Origin of the sequence: Rhodococcus sp. NPDC057135, assembly GCF_042670865.1 — a bacterium.
In the GTDB taxonomy this organism is placed as follows: Bacteria; Actinomycetota; Actinomycetes; order Mycobacteriales; family Mycobacteriaceae; genus Rhodococcus_F.
Genome location: NZ_JBHUUU010000016.1, coordinates 67,338 through 93,875, shown reverse-complemented (window position 1 = coordinate 93,875; position 26,538 = coordinate 67,338). Strand labels below are relative to the sequence as shown.

The following is a 26,538-nucleotide window of genomic DNA, read 5'->3' as shown; positions in this document are numbered from 1 at the left end:
CTAGCGGCAGTCCTTCACCACTCGCCCGCTCTGGATGACGAGTGCGATCCGCTCACGATCGGCAAAGATCGAGGGATCCGTCAACGGATTGCCGCGGAAGGCAACGAGGTCGGCGAACTTACCGACTTCGATGGTGCCGACCTCGTCGGCGATTCCGAGAATGTCGGCGTTGATCCGGGTAGCGGAAACCAGTGCATCCATGGGTGTTTCGACCTTCGCGCGCAGGACCAACTCCATCCCACGCCCCGTTTGATCGGTACCGATGAGGTCGGATCCCAGCCCCACCCTGACCCCGGCATTTCGAGCGGCGAGGAGCCCGTCGATCTGCCCCTGCATCATCTTTCCGATGCGAGCCGAAATCGATTCGGGCAGACCCGCCGACGCCGCACTGTCCGAGAGCGCCTGCACCACAGCCAACGTCGGCACCAACGCGACGTCGTGCTCTGCCATCAACTTGGCGGTCTCGTCGTCGATATCGGAGCCGTGCTCGACGCATTTGGCGCCGGCAGTGACCGCGTTCCGGATTCCCACGTTGTTGTGGGCATGCACCGTGACATACGTACCGCGCGCATTGGCTTCCTCGACTGCGACTTCGATCTCGTCGACCGTGAACTGCGTGTCGGTGAGCTTGTCATGAGTCGATACCACTCCCCCGGTGACGCACAGTTTGAGGAAGTCGGCACCCCTGCGGAACGTCTCACGAACGTTCTTTCGCATTTCATGCGGACCGTCGGAAAGCAGAGACATACAACGCAATCCTGGGATGTCGTGATCGGACCAGTCCGAAGTCGGCTCCCACTCCGCTGCCAGATGTCCGTGCCCACCGGTCTGGCACTGGATCGGGCCGCACTGAATGATCCGCGGACCCGGAATCTTGCCCGAGGCGACGACTCCGGCCAGTCCGCCGTCGATTCCGCCGCAGTCACGAACGGTGGTGAATCCCCCGTCGAGGGTCGACGCGCAGGTCGCGAACATGTCGGCAGCAAGCTCCGCTACCGAGATCTGACGCCGCAGGCTCGGTGCGAGATCGCTCGATCCACCGAGATGAACGTGTGCGTCGATGAGGCCGGGCGTGATCGTCAGCCCGGTGCAGTCCAGCACCTCCGCTCCCTCGGGTGGCGTGCCACCGAGTGCACTGATGCGCCCGTTTTCCACAGCAACAGCGCAGTTCTCGATCGGGTCGGCGCCCGTTCCGTCGATGATCGTTGCACCGGTCAGCCATACGACAGACATATTGAATGTTCCTCCGACGTGTACCGATCGCCGGAAGAATCCGCCGACATACCGAATAGGGTTCGGTTAGTATGATGCATACCGGCTCCCGAAATCAAGGAGTTGTCATCAATCGATCAAGTCCGAGATTGCCCGCGAGTCCGAGATTGCCCCGAATCCCTCACCAGGAGAATCGATGCCGCGTCCCACCCAGCCGATACTGTCCACCGGCAACATCACTGATGCGGCATTGGATGCTGTCGACGCGACCGGCGACTTCACCATGCCCGGGATCGCCAAGCAACTGAACGTGACTCCGTCCTCGCTCTACACACACATTTCAGGTCGATCGGAGATCGTCGAACTCATGCGCATCCGCGTGATGTCGTCGATCTCGGTCCCCGAACCACCCGCAGGATGGAGCGAGAGGATCAGCGCATGGGGGTGGGCCTATCGCCGAGCTGCGGTCGAGCACTGGCGCCTCATCCCGCTGCTCATGACACGAAGCGTCCGCACCGAGGCGACCTTCGCAATCGATACTGCACTGGTTCAAGCATTTTCGGACGGCGGTTTCGATCCGACCGACACTCGCCACGCAATTTCGACACTCGACAGTCTGGTTCTCGGATCAGTCGTGAAACTGTCGACGCCGGATGTCGCGTGGACCCAATCCTCCAACCCGAGCGAGATCACGCGCGAGGCTACGACTCCACTGCGAACCGACGACACCTTCGACTTCGGCCTACGAACCCTGATCGCCGGATGGATGGCTCAGCGAGTCGTTCGCCTGTATACCGAACCCCATTCGGATTTTCCCGTCACTTCACGGTGAACGACCTGGTGTGCCAGCCAGTGGCTCCACCGGGAATCGGCGGAGTGCGCTCTTCCACCTGAACGTTCCCGTCCAAGTCCGTCGCTCTGACCTGCACCGTGTGCAAGCCTGAGCCCGCGTCCCACATCCAGGACCATTGACGCCACGTGTCGATCGAGTACTCCTGCGCCAGCGTCGCCGGTTGCCATTCACCGTTGTCGACGCGAACCTCGACCTTCTCGATCCCGCGATGCTGCGCCCAAGCAGTTCCCGCCACAAGCACCTGCCCCGGCTCGATCGGCGCCAAAGCTGCCGGTACCTCGATACGCGAGGACGTCTTGATCGGTGCCTGCGCGCCCCAACCGCGCTGCGTCCAATAAGCCTCGACCTTGTCGAAACGCGTCAACTCCCACTCCGTCACCCACTTGGTGGCGGACACGAAACCGTACAGCCCCGGAACCACCTGCCGAACGGGATAACCGTGCTCGAACGGCAACGGCTCACCGTTCATCGCCACGGCGAGGATCGCGTCACGGCCGTCCGTGACTATCTCGACGGGAGTCCCGACCGTGAAGCCGTCGACGCTGGTCGAGAGGAGCATGTCGGCGTCGGGATGGACACCGACTTCGTCGAGCAGATCCTTCATGGGGTAACCGATCCACTTCGCATTCCCGGCCAGAACGCCACCTACCTCGTTGGAAACGCAGGTCAGCGTGATCACTCGTTCGATCGGCGTTCGCGCCACCAGATCGTCGAACGACAACGTCATCTCGCGGTCCACCATTCCGTGAATCCGTAGTTCCCACGAATCCGTCGTCAGTTGCGGAACAAGGAGCGCGGTGTCGATTCGGTAGAAGTCGTCGTTGGGCGTGATGTACGTCGATGCACCCGAAATCCCGATGTCCGCACCCGCCGGAATCGGCGGCGCCGGGTCGGCGGCGGTGGGCACGACGAAGTCTTCACGATTCGCCACCGCGCCGGCGATTCTCTGCCCCACGAACTTTCCGGCCGCGCCCGCTGCCGCAGCCACTGCCAACGCCGCACCCGCGAGCAGAAGGAACTGACGACGAGGCAACCACGAGTCGGCGACGCCCGGCGAGAGCGGCACCTCCAGTTGCGTGATCAACAATCGCAGCGTCGCGACGCCCGCCACCACACCGACCAGCGTCGGGAACACGTACATCGCATCGGCCGTCGGGCGTTGCATCGCCGCATACACACCAACCGCACCCAGAAGAACGAGGATGACACTGCCGATCGGGCGGCGTCGCCGTTCCAGTAATCCGGCCACCGCGCCGAGCAGAACTATCAAGATCGACATTCCGATGAACAGCGCCGGCTTGTCGTTGGTGCCGAAGGTGTCGATCGCGAACTCTCGGGCCCACGCCGGCGTTCGGTCGACGGTGGTTGCACCTACCGCGTAGAACGGCGATGCGTCCGGGTTGATCGGCAGCGCCACCAGTTCACCGATCCCCAGGACGACAGCCGCGGCCAACACTCCGGAGATCGCATGGGCAGCCCACCTACGACGCGGTGGGCGAGATTCGATGCTCGGATGTTCGTCGATGTTCTGTGTGACCATGTCGTCTCGGCTCTGTCGGTGCGAGTGGTGCTTCGATCGGATACCCGACATTCGGCGCTGCGGGACATCCGGATGGGTGTCCCTCCTCCATCAAGAACTACCCCGTCGTCGCGATTAGAGTGGGAACGATGACCGTCGACCTCAACAAGGACACGCTGCTGTGCATGTCGCTCTCCGGGCGACCGAGCAATATCGGCACCAGGTTTCACAATTACCTCTACGAGGAATTGGGCCTGAACTTCGTCTACAAAGCCTTCACCACCGAAGACGTGCCCGCAGCGATCGGCGGCATACGCGCACTCGGCATTCGAGGATGCGGGGTGTCGATGCCGTTCAAGGAACAGGTCATCGAGCACATCGACGTCATGCACGATTCGGCCAGTGCTATCGACTCCGTCAACACGATCGTCAACGAGTCCGGAGTGTTGCACGCCTACAACACCGACTATCAGGCGGTCGCCGATCTGCTGCGTGACAACGGCGTCGACCCGAGCCTGTCCGTCGCTGTCGCCGGAAGTGGCGGCATGGCAAAAGCAGTCGTCGCTGCGGTGCGCGACACCGGTTTCACCGACGTCACGGTTATCGCACGCAACCGGGAAGTAGGGTCAGCGCTCGCGAAGCAGTACGGCTTCGACTGGCAGGCCGAGCTGGGCGAGTTGCGTCCCGGTGTGCTGATCAACGCGACTCCGATCGGCATGTCCGGCGGCGCGGAAGCAGATGCACTGTCGTTTCCCGAACAAGCAGTGCGCGCAGCCACGGTTGTCTTCGATGTCGTCGCGATGCCCGCGAACACACCATTGATCGCGTTGGCCACCGAACTCGGGAAGACCGCGATCACCGGAGCATCGGTCATCGCTCTGCAGGCTGCCGAGCAGTTCGTTCTCTACACCGGTGTGCGTCCGAGCGCGGAGCAGATCCAGCGAGCGTCGGAATACTCACGGGCCTAGGACCACGCCACCGTGAACGAGACCGGGGAGACTCCGCCTCAACAACTGGCGCGAAACTTCAACGAGTTGTTGCAAGAACTGCGCGTTGCGCTCTCGGGTGTGCAGATCCTGTTCGCCTTCCTGCTGGCCGTGGCCTTCACCGAACGCTACGAGGAGGCGTCGACGTACATCCGCGGCATCCACTTGGTGACCGTGATACTTGTCGCCATCTCGTTCGGGTTCCTGATGGCGCCCGCTGTCTGGCACCGTGTGCTGTTCCGTCGTGGGCACCGCGAGAACATCTTGCCGATCGCCAATCGATTCGCTCTGTGCGGCATAGCTTTTCTCGCCGCCTCCATGACCGGCACGGTCCTGTTGATCGCCGAGGTCGCCGTCGGAGGTGTTGCCGCCAAGGTCTTGGCAGCGTGCGCCGCGATCATGTTCACGGCACTGTGGTTCCTCGTGCCGTCATTCATCGATCGCGCCAAGAGCTGACTCAGGCTTCGGTTTCGACGGCGCGAGTGCTGTCGTTCGACCACTGTGACCATGAGCCCGGGAACAGCGTCGCCTCGTAACCTGCGATCGCGAGCGCCGCAATCTCGTGCGCTGCAGTCACTCCGGATCCGCAGTACACCGCCACCTTGTCTCCGACGCCCAGGCCGGCGAACCGCTCACGCAGGCCGTCCGCATCCAGGAATCGACCGTCGCTGGTGATGTTCTGCGCGGTCGGCGCATTCACCGCACCGGGAATGTGCCCTGCGACGGGATCCATCGGCTCGACCTCGCCGCGGTAACGCTCCCCTGCTCGGGCGTCGAGAAGGACACCGCCCGCACCCGTCCAGCTGCCGACGCCGTCGATGTCGACAGTCGGCATGTTGCCGCCGGTGACAGTCACGTTGCCTTCAGTGACCGACTCACCGATTCCGGCCGCCAACGGCAGTCCCGCGGACTCCCAGGTCTGTAGCCCGCCGTCGAGAAGTCGGACGTCCGAGAGCCCGGCCCACCGCAGCAGCCACCAACCGCGGGCAGCGGCAGTGTTGCCGGTGGCGTCGTAGAGCACCACCGAATCACCGTCGTCGATTCCCCAACGACGCGCAGCCTCCTGTAGGTCTTCGAGACTCGGCAGCGGATGCCTTCCCTTTTCCGGCGACGGCGGCGAGGCAAGTTCCTCGTCGAGGTTCACGAATACGGCACCGGGAATATGGCCTTCGCGGAAATACTGCTCGCCGTTCGAATCACCCAGCGCCCATCGGACATCGAGCAATCGCGGCGAGGCGCCGGCCTCGATGAGAGCGGACAGTTCTTCGACGTCGATCAGCACGGGAAGTGTCATGAGCTCATCCTGACACGAACTCTCACGCAACCCCGAAGAAGGCACCGAGGCCCACCAACAACACGCCCGTCACCACATCGATCCTCTTGCCGACGCCAGGACGACGCAGCTTCTTGCCGGCTCCGGCCGCCAGCACCACCACGATCGCCCACCACAACGCCGCGGCGACGACCGTCGCGCCGGCCAACATCAACGTGCGGAGCCCGGCGCCTTCACCCGGCTCGATGAACTGCGGGAGGAGTCCGAGAAAGAACAACAGCGCCTTCGGGTTCAGCAAGTTCGACAGGAATCCGTAGCGAAACGCCGTGGTGGCGGCGATCGGTTCCTTTGCCGCCGGAATTCCCTCGTCCGAGGCTCTGACTTTGAATGCACTTCGGATCGCCGAGATGCCGAGCCAGGTCAGATATGCCGCCCCGGCGTACGTGAGCGCGGAGAGCAACTGCGGACGCGTCGCGACGAGGGCGGAAAGACCCAGTGACGCCGCAGCGGTGTGAACGAACAGCCCCGAGATCACGCCGGCAGCTACCACCGCGCCGGTCCGTCGATCTGCCAGAGAATGACGCAGGATCAGGACAAAATCCGGTCCCGGCGTGAACAGGACGATGGATAGCAGGGAGCCGAAAGCAAGCCACTGACCGACACTCATCCGAAATACCTCACGCCCGAGCTGATTCGAGACACATGTTCATGCCAGGAGTGTGCAACTGGATCCGGGAAGTTCAAAACGACTCCGGATATAGTTCGGCAGATGACGAAGAATGAGCCTCTGGATCCGGTGGACTGGAAGATTTTGGCCGAATTGCAGAACGACGCGTCGATCACCAACAAGGTTCTGGCCGATCGCGTCGGCCTTGCGACGTCCTCGTGCCACGAGCGCGTACGACGCCTCCGTGCAAACGGGACGATCAGCGGCATTCATGCGGTTGTCGACCCGGCTGCGGTGGGTCGGTCGATGCAGGCGATCATCGCCGTGCAGTTGCGACCGCATCGGCGCGACCTCGTCGACCGCTTCACAGCCGACGCGCTCGCATTGCCGGAAACCCTTGCCCTCTTCAACGTCTCGGGCCCGGAGGATTTCTTCCTCCACGTCGCGGTCCGCGACAGTGCTCATCTACAACGGGTACTGATCGACCACCTCGCCGCGCACCCCGAGGTCTGGCACGCCCAAACGCACCTCATCTACGGCAAAGCGGTCACCTCGCCCATCCGACCGGACAGGTAATTCGCGCCCCGAGGTGGTCGGGCAGAATCACTGACCATGTCGGACTCCACAGAAACAACCGAACCGGAAGCCGTTCGCAGCAACTCACAACCGATGAGCGCAGGCATCGTCACGGCCCTCGTCGGCTTCACCAGTTCGTTCGCGGTGGTGCTCACCGGGCTCGCCGCCGTCGGTGCGGACGCGACCGAGGCGGCGTCCGGTCTGTTGGTTCTGTGCGTGACCCAAGCGTTGGGAATGCTCTGGCTCTCACGCCGGTATCGGATGCCGATCACCCTCGCCTGGTCGACGCCCGGTGCCGCTCTGCTCGCCGGCGCGGGTGCGGTCGAGGGTGGGTGGCCGGCCGCGGTCGGCGCCTTCGTCGTCGTGGGAATCGCGATAGTTCTGACCGGATTGTGGCCGACGCTCGGAAGAGTCATCTCGGCAATCCCGACGCCCCTCGCGCAGGCGATGCTCGCCGGAGTTCTGATGCCGCTGTGCCTGGCGCCGATCATCGCCGTCCGGGACGCACCGGCAGCGGTCGCACCGGTCATCCTGGTCTGGCTTGCGGCGCAACGCTTCTCCAAGCGATGGGCGGTTCCGCTCGCGTTTCTCACCGCAGCGATCGTGATCGGGATCAGCCTCGTCACGTCGGATCGCGCGCTCGACGCCGGCGCCATGATCCCCCGCATCGATCTCACCGCGCCGTCGTGGACCTGGCAGGCGATGATCGGCATCGCCGTTCCGCTCTACATCGTCACGATGGCTTCGCAGAACATTCCCGGTGTGGCGGTGATGAATTCGTTCGGATACACCGTTCCCTGGCGACCGTCGATGATCGTGACGGGTATCGGTACCATCGTCGGCGCTCCGGCCGGTGGCCACGCGATCAACCTCGCGGCAATCAGCGCAGCCCTGGCCGCCGCCCCCACCGCACATCCGGATCCCAAACGCCGATGGATCGCTGCCTTCACCGCAGGCTGGGCGTATCTCGTTCTCGCTGCGGGCGCGGCTGCCGTGGCCGCCTTGGTAGCTGCCGCTCCGGCCGGCGTCGTGGAAACTGTTGCCGGACTGGCACTCCTGGCAACACTGGCCGGTGCCCTCACTTCGGCGCTGAGCGAGGCGAGTGAACGTGAAGGCGCCGTGGTCACGTTTCTGATCGCCGCATCCGGCGTCAGTATCCTGGGAATCGGTTCGGCATTCTGGGCACTGTTGGTGGGACTGATCGTGCGTGCCGTCCTGCAGGGCACCACCCTGCCCTCACTCTCGCGAAAGTCCTCACTACAGTCGAAGCCGTGAGCACAGCGCAGACGCCCCCGTCGATCAGCGAGTTTCCCGTCCTCTGGCCCGTCCCGACGCGGTGGGACGACAACGATCACTACGGCCACGTCAACAACGTGACCTACTACTCGTACTTCGACACCGCGGTCAACGCCTGGCTGATGTCGTCCACGGGAACCGACATCCGCAACCTGCCTGCTATCGGCGTCGTCGCCGAGACGTCGTGCCGGTACCTGAGCGAACTGTCGTTCCCCGAGCAACTGCAGGTGGGTATCTCCGTCGAAAAGCTGGGCACCAAGAGCATCGTCTACTCCCTCGCGATTTTTCACGAGGTCGACGGCGGCAATTGGGAACCCGCTGCCAGCGGACGCTTTGTTCACGTCTACGTCGACGCCGACACCCGGAAGCCGGTGGAGATCCCGGCTGCGATCAGATCGGCAGCCGGGACCTTGACCGAAAACTAGCTCAGACCGAGCTGATCCGCCGTCAAAACGGCGCGTGCAACGATTCCGTCGATCAGCGCGACCGTCGGGCCTCCGTGCTCAGCCTTGTTGCGCGGATCGTCGAGGATACGGCGCAGCACGCCCTCGGCGATGATCGAGAGCTTCCACAGCGCGAGTACGTGCCAGTAACCGACAGCTGACACGTCGCGGCCAGTCGCCTCGACATAGGCAGCGACCAACTCCTCGCGGTTCGGGAAGCCTTCCAGCGTCGACGCCATGAACGGACCGGCAACTTTGTCGCCGGCTTCCGGCCAGTACGCGAGGAGCGCACCGAGATCCGCGAGTGGCTCCCCCAACGTGCACAGCTCCCAGTCGACGACGGCAACGATGCGTCCCTCGACCGGATCGGTGATGACGTTGTTGAGGTGGAAGTCGCCGTGGACCAAGGTCACTTCGCTCTGTTCCGGAATGTTTCGGTGCAGAATCTCTGCCAACCGGTCGACGTCGGGAACATCGCGGGTCTTCGACTTCTCCCACTGCGCCGACCACCGTTTGAGCTGACGCTCGGCAAAGGGCTTGCGGCTGGCCAGATCGTCGAGGCCGGTCTCTTCAAGGTCGACCCCATGGATGCTCGCGAGGGTTTTCGGCATCGCCAATCCGACCGCACGACGCTCGTCCTCGGTCAGCTTCTGAGCCACCGGTACGCCGTCGATGACGACGCCGTCGATGTAGCTCATGAGAACCAGCGGAGCGTCCGTGATCTCCGGGTCTTCCGTGATGCCGAGGATCTTGGGAACGGGCACTTTGGTGCCCTGGAGCGAGGACAGAATGCGGTGCTCACGAACGACGTCGTGCGCTGACGCCAACAACGTGCCCAGTGGAGGTCTGCGCAGTACCCACCGTCCTCCGCCCGCATCTGCCACGGAGTAGGTCAGGTTCGATTGCCCGTTACCGATCCTCTCGAAAGTCAGTGGTGTCGTGGCGCCGACCCCCAGTTCGGCGATCCACGCGGAAACAGCTTCTTCGTTCAAACCGACTGCAGTCACCGCACCGATGCTAGCGGTTGATTTCCGATCGGTTGGCCGTACCGACACGTTTGTTACTCGCCAGTTCACAATTCCGGCCTTGATACAGCGGTGAAAACACTTGCGGATTTCCCGATCAGGGGGATCCTGATGGTAGAGCGACAACTGCATACAACACATCGGGATTGTGCGGCGTACTCACGAGGCGCGCCGGGCATGAGCAGAAACCGAGGTGAGCGAAGATGATCGACAACCTCGATTATCCGGTCCAACTCATCCAACCGAACGGCGCACGCGTGTGCCGTCCCGAATTCGACCGTCTCATAACAGACATCGGGCCCGACGAACTGCTGTCGTTGTATTGCGATCTCGTCGTGAGTCGCCGAATCGACACCGAAGCTGTTGCCCTGCAGCGTCAAGGCGAAATAGGGTTGTGGGCTCCGATGCTCGGCCAGGAAGCCTCGCAGGTCGGTTCCGCGAGAGCACTTGCCCCCGACGACTTCGCCTTCACCAGCTATCGCGAACATGCCGTCGCGTACTGCCGGGGAGTTCCCGCCGAACTGCTGACGACCATGTGGCGCGGAATCTCCCATTCAGGCTGGGATCCAGCACAATTCAACGTCACCAATCCGGCGATCGTCGTCGGCTCCCAAGGTCTGCACGCCACCGGATACGCACTGGGCGCGCATCTGGACGGCGCCGAGATCGCGACGATCGCCTACTTCGGCGACGGCGCCTCTAGCCAAGGCGACATCGCCGAGGCGATGGGATTTGCCGCCAGTTTCCGTGTCGGCGTTGTCTTCTTCTGCCAGAACAACCAGTGGGCCATCAGTGAACCTGTATCCCTGCAGTCCCGCACACCCATCTCACATCGGGCGATCGGTTACGGCATTCCGGCGATCCGCGTCGACGGCAACGACGTCCTTGCCGTGCTCGCCGTGACGCGCTCGGCGCTCAATCGCGCACGCGAAGGCAGCGGCCCGACGTTCATCGAGGCGATCACCTGCAGAATGGGCCCGCACACGACGTCCGACGATCCGAGCAGGTACCGCACCGATACGGATATGTCGGAGTGGAGAAACCGCGACCCGCTGGAGCGAATGCGTCTGCTCCTCGGACATCGCGGCCTTCTCGATGAGAACGCCCTCACCACCATCGCGGCGGCCGCCGACGACGTCGCAGCCGGGCTGCGACGCGCAACCATCGCACTCGCCGATCCGCACCCGTCAGCGCTGTTCGATCACGTCTACGCCGAGGCACACTCGTTGATCGACGCTGAACGCGAAGAGCATCGCGCGTATCTGGGCAGCCTGGAAGGGGCTCTGTCATGACCGTCATGAATCTGGTGACCGCGCTCAACGCCGGCCTGAGACGCGCACTCGAAGACGATCGTCGCGTGGTGATCATGGGAGAGGACGTCGGCCGTCTCGGCGGCGTATTCCGGGTTACCGACGCCTTGCAGAAGGACTTCGGCGATACCCGGGTGATCGACATGCCGCTCGCCGAATCAGGGATCGTGGGAACAGCTTTCGGCTTGGCTTTGCGCGGATACCGTCCGGTCTGCGAGATCCAGTTCGACGGTTTCGTCTACCCGGCCTTCGATCAGATCGTGTCCCAGGTGGCAAAGATCCACTACCGCACCCGAGGCACTGTGACCGCACCACTGACGATCCGGATTCCCAGCGGCGGCGGAATCGGTGCGGTGGAACATCATTCGGAGTCACCGGAGGCGTACTTCGCTCACACCGCAGGACTGCGGGTGGTGTATCCGAGCAATCCGGTCGACGGTTTTCACATGATCCGACAGTCGATTGCCGCCGACGACCCGGTGATTTTCCTCGAACCCAAACGGCGCTACTGGGACACCGCCGACGTGGATACCGATGCCGCGCCTGAGCTTCCGCTCCACCGTGCCCGCGTCGCCCGCTCAGGAAACGACGCGACAGTGGTTGCGTACGGATCCATGGTCACCACCGCACTCGACGCCGCGCGGATCGCCGAAGAAGAAGGCCACGACCTGGAAGTGGTGGATCTACGTTCGCTCTCCCCCGTCGACTTCGACACGATCGAGGCGTCGGTGAACAAGACGGGCCGTCTGGTCGTCGTCCACGAGGCGCCGAAGTTTCTCGGCGTCGGCGCCGAAATCGCAGCACACGTCGCGGAACACTGCTTCTATCAGTTGGAGTCGCCGATCCTGCGGGTCACCGGATTCGACATCCCCTATCCGCCCGCCAAGCTCGAGCAGTTTCACCTTCCGGACGCCGACCGGATCCTCGCGGCGCTCGACCGGACGCTGGCGGCATGAGTACAGCGCAGGAATTCCGATTGCCGGATCTCGGAGAGGGCCTGACGTCCGCCGATCTGGTCGAGTGGACGGTCAAAATCGGGGAGACTGTGGCACTCAATCAAGTTCTCGCCCAAGTAGAGACGGCCAAAGCTCTGGTCGAACTGCCCTCTCCCTACGTCGGCGTTGTCAGAGAACTCCTCGTCGAACCTGGCACCACTGTTCCGGTCGGCACTCCGATCATCCGTATCGAGGGGCCTACCGATCCGCGTGATCCACAGTCGCCGAATGTGCTGGTCGGGTACGGGCCCACGGCTGAGCAACCGAGTCGGCGACGGAGCAGGATCGCGCCGCACCCCCATCCCCGACCGACACCCGAGCGACGGCCCGCAACACCCTCGGCGCGACGCGCGGCCCGCGAGGCCGGAGTCGATTTGAGTGAGATCCCCGGAAGCGGGTTCGACGGCGCCGTCACCGCGGCTGACGTCGCAGACGCGCTCCGTTCGAAGGCACCGCCGAAAGAAGCGACACAGTCGGCCTCATCCGGCATCGTGAAACCACCGGCCGAATCCGGCATGCGGAAACAGATGGCGTCGGCGATGGTTGCCAGCACCCGCGCTCCCCAGGCCAGCGTCTTCCTCACCGCCGATGTCACGGCGTCGACGGAACTGCTCAGCAGGCTCCGTTCCTCGGACGCGTTCAGCGGGCTGTCCCTCACTCCGCTGACTCTCGCGGCCAAGGCATTGGTGACCGCAATCGCGTCGCACCCGATGGTGAACGCGCATTGGGACGAGGCTCGCGGCGACGCCGTCATCGACGATCACGTGAATCTCGGCATCGCCGTCGCCGCCGAGCGTGGGCTGTCCGTGCCCAACATCAAGAGCGCCGAGACCCTGAACCTGGTGCAACTCGCCCGCGCCGTGACCGAACTGACTGTCGCTGCCCGCGCGGGAGTGACCGACGTCCATCACCTGACCGGCGGCACCGTCACGATCACCAATGTCGGAGTCTTCGGCGTCGACGGCGGCATTCCGCTTCTCAATCCTGGAGAAGCCGTCATCCTCTGCCTGGGCTCGGTGAGCGAGCGTCCGTGGGTGATCGAGCGCAAGATCGAAGTGCGGAGCGTCGTGACACTGACGTTGACGTTCGACCATCGTGTGCTGAGCGGTGAGCAAGCCGCGAGATTCCTCTCATTTGTCGCACAGATGCTCGCGGACCCCGACCTGTTGCTCTCTCACCTGTAAAAAGGAACGAGTGAGCGTCAACCCCACCGACCGCGCAGTCCCCACCTCCGCCCTGGTACGCGCCCGGGCCGGCATCTTCGGTATCTTCGGCATCAACGGATTTCTCCTGGCGATGTGGGTCGTCCACATCCCGTCCATCGAACACCGTGTGGGAATCAGTCACTCGACGCTCGGCTCACTGCTTCTCCTACTTGCTGTCGGAGCCATTGCCGGTATGCAATTGAGCGGCCCGCTCGCCGATCGATACGGCAGCAGGCGCATGGTCATCCTCGCGGGCAGCGGGCTGGCATTCGCCACCCTCGGCCCGGGGTTTGCCACGAACACCTGGCAACTCGGCGCTGCCCTGGTGGTGTTCGGCTTCGCGAACGGCGCATTGGACGTGTCGATGAACTCGCAGGCCGTCGAAGCCGAACAGCTGTACCGGCGCCCGATCATGGCGGCCTTTCAGGCATGTTCTCCGTCGGCGGCGTGTTGGGGTCCGTCATCGGATTCGGCACTCTCGCACTGGATCTTCCGCCGTACGTCACGCTCAGCATCGCGTCGGCAATCGGTTTGCTGGCGCTCTGGCTGTGCTCGCGGCCCCTGCTACCCCACGTCCACGTGCATGCCGAAACGGCGTCGACTGCCGGAAAGACACACGGCAGATTCTCGGCTCGCGTGCTCGCGCTCGGAACCCTCGCGTTTGTTCTGATGCTGGCCGAGGGAGTGGCAAACGACTGGAGCGCGCTGCAGGTCAAGGAAGATCTCGGTGTTTCGAATGCCGTTGCCGCACTGTCGTTCGGCGCGTTTTCCGCCATGATGACCGTCGGCCGGTTCACCGCGGATCGGATCAGCGCGGCAGTCGGCCCGGTGGCTGTGGTTCGCTACGGCGCGTTGCTCTCGTCGGTCGGCATGCTGACCGTCGTGGTGTCCGGCTGGCTACCGCTGACGCTGCTCGGTTGGGCACTGTTCGGCGCAGGCCTGTCGGGATGTATTCCACAGATCTTCACCACGGCCGGAAATCTGGGCTCAGGTTCGGCCGGTACCAACATGTCTCGCGTCGTCGGCATGGGATATATCGGATTCCTCGCCGGGCCGGCAACCATCGGGTGGGTCACCAAGCTTGTGCCTCTCACCACAGCGATGTTGATCCCGTTTGCATACGTCCTGGTCGCAGCGGGTTGTGCGGGTGTCGTTCGGCGCGATTCTCCGACCGCCTACAGACCTCACAGCTGATCCTCACGATCGGCACAGACTCAACAGGGATGCTGGTACTCGTGACCGTCTCGACCTCCACCCAGCACCCTGCTCCCTCCACAACCACTCGCTTCCTCGTCCTTGCTGCGATCGCGGTCGTAGCGTTGGGCGTCTTGTATTTTGTGCGACCCACCTCGCCCGGTTTGAGCGTCCCGGAACAGGTGCGCGCACTTGCCGAGTGGACGGTAGGCCGATTCGACGTCACCGCTGTACTCGCAGCTACTACCGCTCTGGCCGTAGTCTCGATGGTCCGCGGACTGCCATACGGCATCGGCGCGATCCTGCTCCTCGGAATGGGCGCCAATCTCACGAACGCGGCATTCGGTTCCTGGCTTCCCGATGTTCCCCAGGACCTATTACCCAGCGGTCACGTCGCAGCGGCGACCGCGCTGTACGGCTCGGCGATCTTGATCTCCGCCCCGCAGTGGCGTCCAGTGGTCGCCGGACTCGGGTTCGCCGGGGTTGCTGCGATCGGTGCCAGCGCACTAGCCGCCGAGTTGAGCGGCCTTTTCGGCGTGATAGCTGGAGTTCTGATCGCGCTGGTATGGGCCTGTGCCGCAGCCATTTTGATGGCACGATCGCCCATCGCCGCGAAACGTGAAGAGCTACGCCCGGATACGGCTGCAATCGCGTTCTCCAGACACCGGAGCATCCGACTTTAGTCCTAAATCTTTGGGATCCAGAGATTTTCGCCGATAGCTCTCCCGCCACGCTCGGACATGACGTATGTTCGGAAATGTCCGAATCAGGTAGTTCCACAGCGAAGGAGTCTTTACCGTGAGCCTCGAAGATCTGAACCCGCTCGAACTGATCCAGAAGTTGATCGAACTACTTTCCGGCTTCTCCTCCGACCCCGAAACTCCCGAGGTCCCGTAAACGTCTCCAGAGGCGCCTGTTCCGAGTTTTGTCTCGGACCAGGCGCCTTTGTCGTTTCAGCACAAGAAGTCGTTGCCGCACACGGCGACGAAAAAGGCGCCCACTCGCTCTTGCGAGTGGACGCCCCTTTACGAGTGCCAGCGCTAGAGCGCCTTGAGTTCCTCGGTAACTTCGGAGACCGACTTCTTGGCGTCACCGAAGAGCATCGAGGTGCCCTCGGCGAAGAAGAGCGGGTTCTCGATACCGGCGAAACCGGAGTTCATCGAGCGCTTGAGCACGATGACGGACTTCGACTGGTCGACGTTGAGGATCGGCATTCCGTGAATCGGTGAGCTCGGATCGTTGCGCGCCGCCGGGTTGGTGACATCGTTCGCGCCGATCACCAAGGTGACGTCGGTACGCGCGAACTCGTCGTTGATGTCGTCCATTTCCTTCATCGCGTCGTACGAGACATCCGCTTCTGCAAGAAGAACGTTCATGTGACCGGGCATACGGCCGGCGACCGGGTGAATGGCGTACTTGACCTCGACGCCCTTCGACTCGAGCAACTTCGCCATGTCCTTGACGGCGTGCTGAGCCTGCGCGACGGCAAGTCCGTATCCGGGCACGACGATGACCTGGTTGGCGTAGGCCATCTGGATAGCCGCGTCGGCCGCCGAGGTTGCCTTTGCCGTGCGCACGACACCGTCGGAAGATGGCGCTTCTCCGCCGCTGCCACCGAAGCCGCCGGCGACGATGGCCGGGATGGACCGGTTCATGGCCTTGGCCATGAGGTTGGTCAAGATGGTGCCCGAAGCACCGACGATCATGCCGGCGACGATCATCGCCTGGTTGTTGAGCGCCAAACCTGCAGCAGCAGCCGACAAACCGGTGAGTGCGTTGAGGAGCGAGATGACGACGGGCATGTCCGCGCCGCCGATGGGCAGCACGACCATCAGTCCGAGGATGCCCGAGAGCACGAGCACGCCGACGATCCACAGTGAGCTGGTCGGGCCTTCCGGCGAGATCGCCTTGATACCGATGATCACCGAGAACGCGATTGCGGCAATGAGGAGCAGAGCATTGAGCGGCTGCTGGAGCTTACCGATTCCGATCGGACGACCAGGCAAGGTTTCCTGCAGCTTCAGGAACGCGATCACGCTGCCCCAGAAGGAGATCGATCCGATTACGGCCGCAAAGAGCGACGCGATGACGATATGCACCGTCGGCGACTCGCCGTGCTGGAATGCGGTGAACCCGTCCGAGTCCAGGAATTCCGCGTACGCGATCAACGCGACGGTGCCGCCGCCCACACCGTTGAACAGTGCGACCAACTGCGGCATGGCCGTCATCTTCGTGCGGAGCGCCGGCGGCACACCGAGCACGACACCGATGACGAGGCCGGCAGCGATGAGGATCCAGTTCCCCATCTCCGCATCACGAATGGAGATCAGAGTTGCAACGACGGCGATGAGCATGCCGACCGCAGCGATCTGGTTGCCGCGGACTGCGGTCTTCGGGCCGGTAAGGCCCATGAGGCCGTAGATGAACATCGAGAACGCGACAATGTAGAGCGCATTGACCAGGTATTCCATTACTGGTCACCATCCTTCGACACAGACTTGGCGGCCGGCTTGGCCTTGAACATCGCCAACATGCGGTCCGTGACCACGAAACCACCGACAACGTTCACGGTTCCGAAGACGAGCGCGACGAACAAGATGATCTGCAACCCGATCGAGGGATCGTGCACCTTGCCCAGGACAACCAACGCACCCAGGACGACGATGCCGTGGATGGCGTTCGTACCGGACATCAACGGGGTGTGCAGGGTGTTCGGAACTTTGGAGATCACAGCGAAACCGACGAACCCGGACAACACCAGGATCGCGATGTTCGCCAGAAGTGATGTGTACATCAGGCGCCCTTCTCTTCACGGGTGACGCACGCACCGGCCAGAACCTCGTCGGAGAAATCAGGCGCCAATGCACCTTCGACGAGCATGAGTTCGATCAGCGCGGAAATGTTCTTCGAGTACAACTCCGACGCATGCTCAGGCATGGACGCCGGCAAATTCAACGGAGAGCAGATGGTCACGCCGTGCTTGACGACGGTTTGACCCGGCTCGGTCAGCTCGCAGTTACCACCGGTTTCACCCGCGAGGTCGACCACGACACTGCCCGGCTTCATCCCTTCGACCGCGGCAGCGGTGACCAGGCGCGGCGCGGGACGCCCCGGAACCAGAGCCGTGGTGATCACGACGTCGAAGCCCTTGATCGCGTCTTCGAGTGCCTGCTGCTGCTTCGCGCGCTCGTCGTCGGTCAGCTCGCGGGCGTATCCACCCTCGCCGGCTGCGTCGATTCCGAGGTCGAGCCACTGTGCACCCACCGAACGCACCTGGTCTGCGACCTCAGGGCGCACGTCGTACCCGGTAGCGCGGCCACCGAGACGCTTGGCTGTCGCCAGCGCCTGCAGACCTGCCACACCCACTCCGAGCACCAGAACGGTCGCAGGCTTCACCGTGCCCGCAGCGGTGGTGAGCATCGGGAAGAACCGCGTCGACTCCGATGCTGCCAACAGAACAGCCTTGTACCCCGACACGTTCGCCTGCGAGGACAACGCGTCCATCACCTGCGCGCGGGAGATACGGGGAATCGCCTCGACGGCGTATCCCTCGATCCCGGCGGCCTTCAATTCGGCGATGCGGTTGTCTGCATTACGCGGATTCAAGAAGCCGATGAGCTTCGCGCCGGTGCTGATCCGGGCGATCTCTTCCGTCGACGGGGGCGCGACCTTGACCACAACGTCGGCAGTCCACGGATCGCCGATCTTCGCGCCGGCAGCGGTGTAGAGCTCGTCGGGAATCAACGCCCCGAGACCAGCCCCGGACTCGACGACTACGTCGACACCTTTGCCGATCAAAGCGGACACAATTTTGGGCACCAACGCGACCCGACGCTCACCGTCACTCGATTCTCGAGGGACGCCGACCGACGGACGCACTTGTGCGCTCTTCGATGTTTCCATTTTCCATTACCTTCTGCGGTTGGTGGTTCGCCTGCTGCGACGAGCGGCAACCAGCATGTGATGAGCGGAAGATGACCCGCTTTTGGGTGAATGGTGACTGATAGTAGCCAGAGTTACCGCGGCGTAGGGAAACCGACGACGCACTTTCTCCATCTGAATCGAGTCCGAACAGTATGTTTGGACATACCCGGAGAAGCCTACTGTGAGGCCGATCACACTCGAATGGCGGGCTATTCCACTATTTGAAACGGCCGAAAGACGTAAAGGCATCACAATGGCGCGCCGAATCATCACCGTCGAGCGAGTTTACGAACCTGCTTCCGAATGTAACGCCGTCCGCCTCCTCGTCGACCGACTCTGGCCACGCGGCGTCAAACGCGAAAACCTGCAGTACGACGACTGGTCGAAGGACTTGGCACCCTCCCCCGAATTGCGAAAATGGTACGGCCACGACCACACCCGTTTCGACGCATTCAAAAGCAGATACATCGACGAATTAGATGCATCTCCCGTTCGCGAATACGTCGAACGCATCGCACCGACATCGGATGTTCGACCCGTTGTCCTGCTGACAGCAAGCAAGGACCTGCCATACAGCCATGCGCAGGTCCTTGCCGACTATCTTGCAGAAATACTCTGATGTCCTAGCATTTCGCCTGAGGGTCAACTGCTCACATATTGAGACCGCAACTTGTGCTTCACGAGTTTCCCTGTCGCGGTCCTAGGCAATTCGACGGCAAAGTCAATGCTTCTCGGAGCTTTGAAATGTGCAACCTGGCTGCGGACGTATTCCAGCAATTCCTCGGCGACATGGGCGCTCGGTTCGATTCCCTCCGCAAGTTGGACAACCGCCTTGACCTGTTCACCCATTTCTTCATCGGGAACACCGATGACTGCCACGTCGAACACCTTCGGATGCAAGGTAAGGATGTTCTCGGACTCCTGCGGATAGATATTGACGCCGCCAGAGATAATCGTGAATGCCGCGCGATCGGTCAGATAAAGAAAGCGCTCGGAATCGATGTATCCGATATCTCCACTTGTCGTCCACGTCGGATGATCGGGATGCTGCGCGGCAGCCGTTTTCTCGGGATCGTTGTGGTAGCGGAACGGCAGAGTCTCTCGTTCCCAGAACACGGTACCGATCTCGCCGACCGGAAGATCGCGCCCACCGTCGTCACAGATGTGCACGATCCCCATCACGCCGTCACGACCGACGGAACCCGGATGTGACAAGGCCTGCTCACTGTTGATGAAGGTGGCTCCCGACCCCTCGGTCGAGGCGTAGTACTCGTGAATCACCGGCCCCCACCAGTCGATCATTGCCGTCTTCACTTCGGGCGGGCAAGGAGCAGCAGCGTGAATTGCGACTTTGACCGTCGAGACGTCGTAACGATCGCGGGTCTCCTTGGGAAGTTTCAGCATTCGAACGAACATCGTCGGCACCCACTGACTGTGCGTCACAGCGTATTTACCGATCAATTCCAGCGCAGTCTCGGCTTCGAAGGCATCCATCAAGATCACGGTTCCGCCGACCGAATTGATCACGCCGCAAAAGCGCAGGGGCGCCGCATGATAGACCGGAGCAGGGCACAAATAGACTGTGTCGGAATCGAACCCGTACATCGGCGCGAATACCGCTGTGTACGGATCCATGGTGGTGTCCACCTCACCCTCCGGAAGATCTCCCTTGATCCCCTTGGGCCTGCCGGTGGTTCCGGACGAGTACAGCATGTCCGCCCCACGTGGCTGCGAGTCGAGTGGATCGGCGGACTGAGCGTCGATCGCCTCCTCGTAGTCGTCGAAACCCTCGAGAGCGCCGCCGTACACCAATCGATGACGAACGCGCGGAATCAGCTTCTGGTCCAAAGGAACTGCTGCGGACGCCTGCCCTGACGCGACCAGAATTGTCGCCTCGCAGTCGTCGACGATGTAGGCAGCCTCCGAAGCCGTGAGATGCCAGTTCACCGCAGTGATGTACAGACCGGACCTCAACGCTGCCCAGTACACCTCGAACGCCCGGAGATCGTTGTTCGAGATGAGAGCGACGTGGTCCCCCGGCTTGGCACCGACGCTTCGGAAGTACCGCGCCAGCCGCGTCGACCGCTCGTCGAGTTCCCGATAGCTGATGGACTCACCCGTCGCAGGGCGAATGACGGCGGGCTTGTCCGGCGTGGACTGGACAAAATTTCCTGGAAACACGAAGACTCCTCTGTCGGTGACGACAACGCCGCGTGAGCCTGCTTCGGCGTCGACAATCCTGGTCTACCACAGGAACTCTGCCTCCCTCGGATGTTTGGCGACACCGACTCGAAGCCTGGGAATGCCCGCTCACTTATCCGCCGCGACATACAGTGAGGAGAACCGCACCGTCCGAAACAGGAGATGTCCACATGAGTGGTTGGCCCCAGGACTCAGTAGTCGACGCATTGACCGAGGAATGGAGTGTCATCGACGCACTGCTTGCCGAACTCGACGGCGATCAGTGGTTGGCTCCGTCGAACCTACCGGGGTGGACGGTTCACGACATCGTGTCCCACCTGATCGGTACGGAATCACTGCTCGCGGGCATCAATCCGCCGTCGGTCGACCTGGACGTGCACGCATTGCCCCACGTCCACAACGAGATTGCGGCGTTCAACGAGCGCTGGGTCGAAGGCCTGAGGCGGACACCGCACACGGACTTGCTGGCCCGATATCGCGACATCACCGCCGAGCGAACCGAAGCGTTGCGCTCGATGACCCGCGCGGACTGGGACGCCGAGACACAGACTCCGGTCGGTCTTGCGCCCTATGGCCGGTTCATGCGTATTCGGACCTTCGACTGTTGGATGCACGAACTCGACATCAGAGATGCAGTTGGCATTCCGGGCGAAGAAGGCGGATTGCGGGCGGAGACTGCATTCGGCGAAATCACCAGCGCGCTCGGATTCGTCGTCGGAAAACGAGGAAAGGCGCCAGAGGGAGCACGGATCACTTTCGAACTCGAAGGGCCCCTTGCTCGTTCACTTCACGTCTCGGTCGACGCGCGCGCATCACTCGTCGAGGAACTGGACAGTCCGGCGACAACGACCATCACGATGAGCTCACCGCTCTTCACCCGAATTGCCGGTGGCCGCGTCCACGCGTCGGATCACCGAACCGACATCTCGCTTCGCGGTGACGTCACGGTGGGCTCACGCGTCGTCGACAATCTGGCGTTCACGATTTGAGGGTTGGGTGGGTCGGTCGCGAAGGTACTGAGTGGTGAAGCTGTTTCTCTCGTCCTACAGATTCGGCGATCACGCCGAGGCTTTTGTCGATCTTGTAGGCCGCGGCGCTCGCATAGCAGTGATCGCCGCGGCCGCTGATTCATGGCCGCTCAATGCCCGCAGTTCGGCAGTGACAAGCGAATTGACCCCATTACGAGCAGCGGGCTTCACGGCGGAGGAAGTGGACGTCCGAGATTTCCTGGGTGCGCCGGAAGCACTCGAAGTCCGGCTTCGTGAATTCGACTGCCTGTGGGTCCGCGGCGGAAATACGTTCGTCCTGCGTGCACAGTTAGCCCGAAGCGGCGCAGATCGGGTCATCGAGATGTTGGTTCGTTCAGGCGACGTGACCTATGCGGGATACAGCGCGGGAGCGTGTCTGGCGACTCCGACTCTGATCGGGCTCGACGCGTCGGACGACCCCGCTGAAGTCATGCCTACCTGCGGTATCGACCCGATCTGGTCCGGGCTCGCGCTGGTCGACTTCGCGATAGTGCCGCACGGCGGCGATTCGTTACTCGAAGATCCGCAGGTAACCGCACGGACGGTTGCGGCGCTGACCGCCGCGGGCGCGCAATTCACCGTGCTCACTGATCAAGAGGCGATAGTCATCGGCCGTTGATCTGACGCAGATGGTTGATCTGACGCAGATGGTTGATCTTGACGTCGGCGGTTGATCTTGACGCAGACTGAGCCGTCGACTTGGGGCCCAGCTGAATCAGCCGTGCTCGGCCACCGCGGTTCCGGCTGCCGGCGACTGGCGCTCGAGCCGCGTCCACGCAATCTCCCAGCGCTTGACCGAGACCTCGTCGGCGTCCTCGAGAAGCGCGTCGAGGAGCAGGCGTGGATTTTCGCGCCATGCAAGTTCAGCGGCGTGGACCTCCGCAGCGGAGAACAACCCGGAAGCCTCGAGATCGCGAATCCACTCGCAGATCTCGCCCCGGTGAATCCGTGCGATGGTCTCGTATCCCAGACCTTCGTCAAGGAAGTCGTACGAAAAAATTGCGGCAAAGTAACTGTTCGACTCACGCTGCCCGAAAATCATGTGCGTTCCTTCCTCGAAGTTGTCCGACGAAGACTCGAAATCGAACCGTTGCGCAGCCACGCCAAAGTTTTTTTGGCGAAGTTGTAACGCTTCTTCTATCCCCGACGATTCAAACGCTAACCCCCCGAGCGAGTCTTTGGGATCACGTCCAAGAAACGATCTGATGACCAAGGCAATACCCCTGGGGTTTCCGGCCGCTCGCACCCGTCACTGACACACGATCAGCGCGCCGCTGACCTGCAATTTGCCCGGTTCAGGCCCTCCTCTTAATCCATCCGAACAGACGACAAAAAACTTTGTGACGGATCCCACATATTGGGATGTTTACGATCGTGATGCATATGTATCACCCGATGTGGGCACAAAAGTACGGGCAAATCGGCACGTACAGACCAGTTTTGTTCGTTCTCCGTGGCGACGAAGGTCCCTTGAACGGTCGTCCAGTTGTAGTTGCGCTAAGTAACGGATCTCACGTCGGCAACTGATATTGCGGATGGCCTGCCAGGTAGCGTGCTCCAGAGAACGCAGACGCGGCGCGGCGCAACCGGCCGCCCTTTCGAAACGGAGCCCGAAGATGACCGAGACAGTGGCGCACAATCCCGCGGAAACGCGTTTCGAGATCCGGGTCGACGGCGAACTCGCCGGTTTTGCCGAGTACTCGGACCATTCCGGCGTCCGTGATTTCCACCACACGGTGACCTATCCGCAGTTTCGTGGGCGCGGGCTTGCCGCCATCGTGGTGCGTGAAGCGCTCGATCAGACCCGGAACGAGGGATTGAAGATCCTTCCGACGTGCTCGTACGTCGAGAAGTTTGTTGCGGAGAATCCCGTTTACCAGGCATAACCGAACAAAGACGATCCGCGAAAAATCACTCGCGGACGTGCAGACCCCGCTGCTAGCGTCGATGGTGCCGTCGTCTGGTCGGCACCATCTCGGGGAAGGAAAGAACGTGGTCGCCTCAGCAGATCGGCGTCCACCTACATCCTCGGACGCAGCAATCCCCAGCTATCTCCCTCTCGTACTGGTCAACCTCGCGACGCTGTTCTCGGCGATCGGCAACGGTATCGCCATCGTCGTGCTCCCCTGGCTGGTCCTCGAACGAACCGGCAGAGCCACCGACGCTGCGATAGTGGCCGGCGCAGCAGCCATTCCGCTACTCGTATCGAGCTTGTTCTCGGGGACATTCGTCGACAAGTTCGGACGTCGTCGTACTTCGATGATTTCCGACGCACTCTCCGCGATGTCGGTAGCAGCGATTCCGATCATCGCGGCCACTGCCGGCCTGACCATCCCGGTGATCGCGGCGTTGGCCGCGCTCGGCGCCGTGTTCGACCCCGCCGGAATGGCGGCGCGGGAGTCGATGCTGCCCGCCGCCACTCGGGCCGCCAAGTGGAAACTCGATCGAACCAACAGTGTGTACGAGGCCAACTTCAATGTCGCGTACCTGATCGGCCCTGGTATCGGAGGTGTCCTGATCGCAACGATCGGAGCGGTGAACACGCTCTGGGTGACGGCGGCAGGCTTTGTGTTCTCGATAGTCGTGGTCGCCTTCATCCGGCTTCCCGGGGCCGGGGTGCCCGAACACGAACATCGGCCGAAATCGATCTGGCACGGCACCCTCGACGGTCTTCGGTTCGTCTGGAACAACAAACTGCTCCGCACTCTGGCTCTGATCGACATGGCAGTCGTCGCGCTCTACATGCCGGTGGAGAGCGTCGTGTTCCCGGTGTACTTCACCGAGTTGGATCAACCTGCCCAACTCGGATCGGTGCTGATGGCTTTAGCGATCGGCGGCATCATCGGCTCTCTCGCCTATGCCCCACTCGCACCGATCATGTCCCGGCGCCTGATCATGATTTTTGCGGTCGCCGTTCTCGGCATCGCGATGCTCGCGATGGCGCTCCTGCCCCCGCTGTGGGTGATCCTCGTACTCGCCGGACTACAGGGTCTCGTCTACGGACCGGTCGGCCCGATCGCCAACTACGCCATGCAGACGCACAGCCCAGAGCACATGCGCGGACGCGTCGTCGGTGTCATGACGTCGACGGCCTACGCCGCCCGCCCGCTGGGCTACCTCGCCGTCGGCCCTCTTCTCGATCAACTCGGAATCGCGTCGACCTTTGTGGCCCTGTCGATTCCGATCATCCTGATCGCCGCCGTCTGTGCTTCCCTGCCGGTGCTACGCGAACTGGATCGTCCGCGGCACTCGACCGACGTCAGTTGAACCCCATCACGTCGTTGCCCCAGGCGACGCGCAGTCCGTGATCGGGGTCGCTGACGAGGGTGTCAGTCGAGTCGATCAACAGTGTCGACCGTTTCTCTTCCTCGTACGGCGCCCAGTGTTTCGAACCGTCGAGAGCTGCCGGCACGGCATGCCTGGCGAAGGCCAGCCATCGCCGTTGAATACGCCCGGCTACCTCCATCGCGGCCTTACGTCCGCCGAGCCAGAACGTGGGATCGACGTTCAAGGTTCCGAAATTACCGAATACATAAGGTAATTCGGTCGCGTGGCCCGCGCCGATCCGTGCCGCTTTGAGCATCGGCGTCGCGTGATCGAAGCGGTAGACCCAGGTGGGGGAATGCCTGCAGTGAGCGTCGGCAATCCACAGGGTCGGCATGCGAAACGCCGCGTCCCGTGAGAGTGCCAGCGCGCCACTCGGTTTCGCGTGGTCAGGGTAAGCCGACATGATCTCGGCGAGTTTGGTCGCGGAGATATCGGGGTGATCGTCGGCCAGTAATTGCAGCATGGCCTCGACGGACTGCGCGCTCACCGGCATCAGGGGCGACTTCATGAACTTGAAGATCGACGCCTCGTCCTTGTTGGAACCGATGATCAGCGGGATTCGGTGCGCATAACCCTTCTGGAACGCCGCAACCGGGTAGTGCGGCACCAGATCGCGATCGACGACGGGTGCCATCGCCAAAGTTCCCGGAATCCGTGTCGGGATTTCGTTGACCAGGTCATCGCTTGCCTTGACGAGAAGTTCGAGATCCGTGGTCAGCAGATCGCCCGCATCTTCGGGCTCGATCGAGAGCAATTCGAGAAACCGCTCCGCCACGGTCTTGGCGCGCTCGGCCCCGTAGACGGAGGTCGCGGGCGGACTTTGAGCGATCGCGCGGTGGAACAGACCTTCCGCGCTGGGACAGGTCATGAGCGTCGTGATGGATCCTGCGCCGGAGGACTCACCGAAGACGGTCACCGCTCCCGGATCTCCGCCGAACGCGTCGATGTTGTCTCGAACCCACTCGAGTGCCGCAATCTGGTCTCGCAGACCACAGTTCGATTCGAAAACGGTATCCGCGGTGGAGAATCCGGACAAGTCCAGGAATCCGAGGGCACCGACGCGGTAGTTGAAGGAGACGAGAACGACGTCTCCGGTTTCAGCCAGATGACGGCCGTCGTAGATCGTTTGCGCGGCGGACCCGAGGCAGTAAGCGCCGCCGTGAATCCACACCATCACCGGTCGCGGCGTTCCGTCGGGGCGCGGGGCCCACACGTTGATCGACAGACAGTCCTCGTCGATCTTGAAAGCACGGTCGATCGGAACCGCCGGACTCTGCCCTTGCGGCGCGATCGGCCCGAACTCACGACAGTCGCGCACCCCGTCCCACGGCTCTGTGGGTTGCGGCGCGCGGAATCTCCGCTCACCCACCGGCGCTGCTGCGTATGGCATGCCCTTCCACACGAACACTCCGCCATCCGGATATCCCCGGGCTTCTCCGCCTCGCGCCCGGATCACCAGAGTTCCGTCCTCGCCGAGATTTGGTCGAACGTCGGTCTCCATGT

General features: G+C 62.5%; 26 protein-coding genes and 1 pseudogene. 16 read left to right on the top strand and 11 right to left on the bottom strand.

Annotation, left to right across the window (positions count from 1 at the left end):
* Window positions 1-1,233, bottom strand: a complete 1,233-nt coding sequence (locus tag ACFT1A_RS25715; RefSeq protein ID WP_378449291.1) for an amidohydrolase family protein — start codon at window positions 1,231-1,233, stop codon at window positions 1-3.
* A 175-nt stretch (window positions 1,234-1,408) separates the two neighbouring features.
* On the opposite strand from ACFT1A_RS25715, the gene ACFT1A_RS25710 reads away from it, so the two are divergent.
* Window positions 1,409-2,044, top strand: a complete 636-nt coding sequence (locus tag ACFT1A_RS25710; RefSeq protein ID WP_378449290.1) for a TetR/AcrR family transcriptional regulator C-terminal domain-containing protein — start codon at window positions 1,409-1,411, stop codon at window positions 2,042-2,044.
* On the opposite strand, the gene ACFT1A_RS25705 is transcribed toward ACFT1A_RS25710, so the two are convergent.
* Entirely contained in the window at window positions 2,031-3,605 is a 1,575-nt protein-coding gene (locus tag ACFT1A_RS25705; protein ID WP_378449289.1) for a molybdopterin-dependent oxidoreductase, read from the bottom strand. The genes ACFT1A_RS25710 and ACFT1A_RS25705 overlap by 14 nt on opposite strands.
* A 128-nt stretch (window positions 3,606-3,733) precedes the next feature.
* Between ACFT1A_RS25705 and ACFT1A_RS25700 the strand changes: the two genes are divergently transcribed.
* The gene (locus ACFT1A_RS25700) at window positions 3,734-4,552 is read left to right on the top strand and encodes a shikimate 5-dehydrogenase (protein ID WP_378449288.1); all 819 of its coding nucleotides are present in this window, start codon (window positions 3,734-3,736) and stop codon (window positions 4,550-4,552) included.
* Between the two features lie 12 nt (window positions 4,553-4,564).
* Window positions 4,565-5,026, top strand: a complete 462-nt coding sequence (locus ACFT1A_RS25695; protein ID WP_378449287.1) for a DUF6328 family protein — start codon at window positions 4,565-4,567, stop codon at window positions 5,024-5,026.
* Between the two features lies 1 nt (window position 5,027).
* Here ACFT1A_RS25695 and ACFT1A_RS25690 read toward each other — a convergent pair whose 3' ends face one another.
* The gene (locus tag ACFT1A_RS25690) at window positions 5,028-5,864 is read right to left on the bottom strand and encodes a sulfurtransferase (RefSeq protein WP_378449286.1); all 837 of its coding nucleotides are present in this window, start codon (window positions 5,862-5,864) and stop codon (window positions 5,028-5,030) included.
* A gap of 22 nt (window positions 5,865-5,886) precedes the next feature.
* The gene (locus ACFT1A_RS25685) at window positions 5,887-6,510 is read right to left on the bottom strand and encodes a LysE family translocator (protein ID WP_378449285.1); all 624 of its coding nucleotides are present in this window, start codon (window positions 6,508-6,510) and stop codon (window positions 5,887-5,889) included.
* 102 nt (window positions 6,511-6,612) lie between these two features.
* Here ACFT1A_RS25685 and ACFT1A_RS25680 point away from each other — a divergent pair, with 102 nt between their 5' ends.
* From ACFT1A_RS25680 to ACFT1A_RS25670, 3 genes are read left to right on the top strand one after another with little or no spacing between them, the layout of a single operon-like run.
* Window positions 6,613-7,086: an Lrp/AsnC family transcriptional regulator gene (locus ACFT1A_RS25680; protein ID WP_003941284.1), complete on the top strand. Its 474-nt coding sequence runs from the start codon at window positions 6,613-6,615 to the stop codon at window positions 7,084-7,086.
* 36 nt (window positions 7,087-7,122) lie between these two features.
* The gene (locus ACFT1A_RS25675) at window positions 7,123-8,361 is read left to right on the top strand and encodes a benzoate/H(+) symporter BenE family transporter (RefSeq protein ID WP_378449284.1); all 1,239 of its coding nucleotides are present in this window, start codon (window positions 7,123-7,125) and stop codon (window positions 8,359-8,361) included.
* A complete protein-coding gene (locus ACFT1A_RS25670; RefSeq protein ID WP_378449283.1) occupies window positions 8,358-8,807 on the top strand; it encodes an acyl-CoA thioesterase in 450 nt (149 codons plus the stop codon). The genes ACFT1A_RS25675 and ACFT1A_RS25670 overlap by 4 nt, the downstream gene beginning before the upstream one ends.
* Here the strand turns inward: ACFT1A_RS25670 and ACFT1A_RS25665 are convergent.
* Window positions 8,804-9,832 (bottom strand): phosphotransferase family protein, encoded by a 1,029-nt coding sequence (locus ACFT1A_RS25665; RefSeq protein ID WP_378449282.1) that lies wholly within the window; start codon window positions 9,830-9,832, stop codon window positions 8,804-8,806. The two genes, ACFT1A_RS25670 and ACFT1A_RS25665, sit on opposite strands and share 4 nt — an antisense overlap.
* 221 nt (window positions 9,833-10,053) lie before the next feature.
* Between ACFT1A_RS25665 and pdhA the strand changes: the two genes are divergently transcribed.
* From pdhA to ACFT1A_RS25640, 5 genes and pseudogenes are all read left to right on the top strand, one after another.
* On the top strand, window positions 10,054-11,142 hold the full coding sequence (gene pdhA, locus ACFT1A_RS25660) for a pyruvate dehydrogenase (acetyl-transferring) E1 component subunit alpha (RefSeq protein WP_378449281.1): 1,089 nt from the start codon (window positions 10,054-10,056) through the stop codon (window positions 11,140-11,142).
* On the top strand, window positions 11,139-12,116 hold the full coding sequence (locus ACFT1A_RS25655) for an alpha-ketoacid dehydrogenase subunit beta (RefSeq protein WP_378449280.1): 978 nt from the start codon (window positions 11,139-11,141) through the stop codon (window positions 12,114-12,116). The genes pdhA and ACFT1A_RS25655 overlap by 4 nt, the downstream gene beginning before the upstream one ends.
* Entirely contained in the window at window positions 12,113-13,339 is a 1,227-nt protein-coding gene (locus ACFT1A_RS25650) for a dihydrolipoamide acetyltransferase family protein (RefSeq protein ID WP_378449279.1), read from the top strand. The genes ACFT1A_RS25655 and ACFT1A_RS25650 overlap by 4 nt, the downstream gene beginning before the upstream one ends.
* Window positions 13,340-13,349: 10 nt before the next feature.
* A pseudogene (locus ACFT1A_RS25645) lies at window positions 13,350-14,554 on the top strand (MFS transporter).
* Window positions 14,555-14,583: 29 nt separating this feature from the next.
* Window positions 14,584-15,237: a hypothetical protein gene (locus ACFT1A_RS25640; RefSeq protein ID WP_378449278.1), complete on the top strand. Its 654-nt coding sequence runs from the start codon at window positions 14,584-14,586 to the stop codon at window positions 15,235-15,237.
* A gap of 357 nt (window positions 15,238-15,594) precedes the next feature.
* Here the strand turns inward: ACFT1A_RS25640 and ACFT1A_RS25635 are convergent, their stop codons facing one another.
* The 3 genes from ACFT1A_RS25635 to ACFT1A_RS25625 are packed head-to-tail and all read right to left on the bottom strand — an operon-like array spanning window position 15,595 to window position 18,457.
* On the bottom strand, window positions 15,595-17,025 hold the full coding sequence (locus tag ACFT1A_RS25635; RefSeq protein WP_378449277.1) for an NAD(P)(+) transhydrogenase (Re/Si-specific) subunit beta: 1,431 nt from the start codon (window positions 17,023-17,025) through the stop codon (window positions 15,595-15,597).
* Window positions 17,025-17,348 carry an NAD(P) transhydrogenase subunit alpha gene (locus ACFT1A_RS25630; protein ID WP_003941319.1) on the bottom strand — a complete coding sequence of 108 codons (324 nt, stop codon included), beginning with the start codon at window positions 17,346-17,348 and terminating at the stop codon, window positions 17,025-17,027. The genes ACFT1A_RS25635 and ACFT1A_RS25630 overlap by 1 nt, the downstream gene beginning before the upstream one ends.
* Window positions 17,348-18,457, bottom strand: a complete 1,110-nt coding sequence (locus tag ACFT1A_RS25625) for a Re/Si-specific NAD(P)(+) transhydrogenase subunit alpha (protein WP_003941381.1) — start codon at window positions 18,455-18,457, stop codon at window positions 17,348-17,350. The genes ACFT1A_RS25630 and ACFT1A_RS25625 overlap by 1 nt, the downstream gene beginning before the upstream one ends.
* 202 nt (window positions 18,458-18,659) lie before the next feature.
* Here ACFT1A_RS25625 and ACFT1A_RS25620 point away from each other — a divergent pair, with 202 nt between their 5' ends.
* Window positions 18,660-19,097, top strand: coding sequence for a DUF488 domain-containing protein (locus ACFT1A_RS25620; protein WP_378449276.1), 438 nt, complete (start codon window positions 18,660-18,662; stop codon window positions 19,095-19,097).
* A 23-nt stretch (window positions 19,098-19,120) separates the two neighbouring features.
* Here the strand turns inward: ACFT1A_RS25620 and ACFT1A_RS25615 are convergent, their stop codons facing one another.
* Window positions 19,121-20,659: an AMP-binding protein gene (locus ACFT1A_RS25615; protein WP_378449275.1), complete on the bottom strand. Its 1,539-nt coding sequence runs from the start codon at window positions 20,657-20,659 to the stop codon at window positions 19,121-19,123.
* Window positions 20,660-20,850: 191 nt separating this feature from the next.
* On the opposite strand from ACFT1A_RS25615, the gene ACFT1A_RS25610 reads away from it, so the two are divergent.
* Entirely contained in the window at window positions 20,851-21,669 is an 819-nt protein-coding gene (locus ACFT1A_RS25610) for a maleylpyruvate isomerase family mycothiol-dependent enzyme (protein WP_378449274.1), read from the top strand.
* A 34-nt stretch (window positions 21,670-21,703) separates the two neighbouring features.
* Complete coding sequence (locus ACFT1A_RS25605; RefSeq protein ID WP_378449273.1) at window positions 21,704-22,327, top strand: Type 1 glutamine amidotransferase-like domain-containing protein; 624 nt, start codon at window positions 21,704-21,706, stop codon at window positions 22,325-22,327.
* Window positions 22,328-22,423: 96 nt separating this feature from the next.
* Here ACFT1A_RS25605 and ACFT1A_RS25600 read toward each other — a convergent pair whose 3' ends face one another.
* Window positions 22,424-22,810, bottom strand: a complete 387-nt coding sequence (locus ACFT1A_RS25600; RefSeq protein WP_378449272.1) for a hypothetical protein — start codon at window positions 22,808-22,810, stop codon at window positions 22,424-22,426.
* 514 nt (window positions 22,811-23,324) lie between these two features.
* Here ACFT1A_RS25600 and ACFT1A_RS25595 point away from each other — a divergent pair.
* On the top strand, window positions 23,325-23,594 hold the full coding sequence (locus tag ACFT1A_RS25595) for a GNAT family N-acetyltransferase (protein ID WP_007726096.1): 270 nt from the start codon (window positions 23,325-23,327) through the stop codon (window positions 23,592-23,594).
* A 154-nt stretch (window positions 23,595-23,748) separates the two neighbouring features.
* Window positions 23,749-24,975, top strand: a complete 1,227-nt coding sequence (locus ACFT1A_RS25590; RefSeq protein ID WP_378449334.1) for an MFS transporter — start codon at window positions 23,749-23,751, stop codon at window positions 24,973-24,975.
* On the opposite strand, the gene ACFT1A_RS25585 is transcribed toward ACFT1A_RS25590, so the two are convergent.
* The gene (locus ACFT1A_RS25585) at window positions 24,968-26,536 is read right to left on the bottom strand and encodes a carboxylesterase/lipase family protein (RefSeq protein ID WP_378449271.1); all 1,569 of its coding nucleotides are present in this window, start codon (window positions 26,534-26,536) and stop codon (window positions 24,968-24,970) included. The two genes, ACFT1A_RS25590 and ACFT1A_RS25585, sit on opposite strands and share 8 nt — an antisense overlap.
* Between the last annotated feature and the right edge of the window lie 2 nt (window positions 26,537-26,538).

What these genes read in the sequence shown, in the direction of transcription:
- ACFT1A_RS25585 (WP_378449271.1), bottom strand. Translation starts at nt 26,536, where the DNA reads ATGGAGACCGACGTTCGACCAAATCTCGGCGAGGACGGAACTCTGGTG.
- ACFT1A_RS25610 (WP_378449274.1), top strand. Translation starts at nt 20,851, where the DNA reads ATGAGTGGTTGGCCCCAGGACTCAGTAGTCGACGCATTGACCGAGGAA.
- ACFT1A_RS25710 (WP_378449290.1), top strand. Translation starts at nt 1,409, where the DNA reads ATGCCGCGTCCCACCCAGCCGATACTGTCCACCGGCAACATCACTGAT.
- ACFT1A_RS25690 (WP_378449286.1), bottom strand. Translation starts at nt 5,864, where the DNA reads ATGACACTTCCCGTGCTGATCGACGTCGAAGAACTGTCCGCTCTCATC.
- ACFT1A_RS25715 (WP_378449291.1), bottom strand. Translation starts at nt 1,233, where the DNA reads ATGTCTGTCGTATGGCTGACCGGTGCAACGATCATCGACGGAACGGGC.
- ACFT1A_RS25640 (WP_378449278.1), top strand. Translation starts at nt 14,584, where the DNA reads ATGCTGGTACTCGTGACCGTCTCGACCTCCACCCAGCACCCTGCTCCC.
- ACFT1A_RS25685 (WP_378449285.1), bottom strand. Translation starts at nt 6,510, where the DNA reads ATGAGTGTCGGTCAGTGGCTTGCTTTCGGCTCCCTGCTATCCATCGTC.
- ACFT1A_RS25650 (WP_378449279.1), top strand. Translation starts at nt 12,113, where the DNA reads ATGAGTACAGCGCAGGAATTCCGATTGCCGGATCTCGGAGAGGGCCTG.
- ACFT1A_RS25700 (WP_378449288.1), top strand. Translation starts at nt 3,734, where the DNA reads ATGACCGTCGACCTCAACAAGGACACGCTGCTGTGCATGTCGCTCTCC.
- ACFT1A_RS25680 (WP_003941284.1), top strand. Translation starts at nt 6,613, where the DNA reads ATGACGAAGAATGAGCCTCTGGATCCGGTGGACTGGAAGATTTTGGCC.
- pdhA (WP_378449281.1), top strand. Translation starts at nt 10,054, where the DNA reads ATGATCGACAACCTCGATTATCCGGTCCAACTCATCCAACCGAACGGC.
- ACFT1A_RS25630 (WP_003941319.1), bottom strand. Translation starts at nt 17,348, where the DNA reads ATGTACACATCACTTCTGGCGAACATCGCGATCCTGGTGTTGTCCGGG.
- ACFT1A_RS25655 (WP_378449280.1), top strand. Translation starts at nt 11,139, where the DNA reads ATGACCGTCATGAATCTGGTGACCGCGCTCAACGCCGGCCTGAGACGC.
- ACFT1A_RS25595 (WP_007726096.1), top strand. Translation starts at nt 23,325, where the DNA reads ATGACCGAGACAGTGGCGCACAATCCCGCGGAAACGCGTTTCGAGATC.
- ACFT1A_RS25675 (WP_378449284.1), top strand. Translation starts at nt 7,123, where the DNA reads ATGTCGGACTCCACAGAAACAACCGAACCGGAAGCCGTTCGCAGCAAC.
- ACFT1A_RS25625 (WP_003941381.1), bottom strand. Translation starts at nt 18,457, where the DNA reads ATGGAAACATCGAAGAGCGCACAAGTGCGTCCGTCGGTCGGCGTCCCT.
- ACFT1A_RS25705 (WP_378449289.1), bottom strand. Translation starts at nt 3,605, where the DNA reads ATGGTCACACAGAACATCGACGAACATCCGAGCATCGAATCTCGCCCA.
- ACFT1A_RS25635 (WP_378449277.1), bottom strand. Translation starts at nt 17,025, where the DNA reads ATGGAATACCTGGTCAATGCGCTCTACATTGTCGCGTTCTCGATGTTC.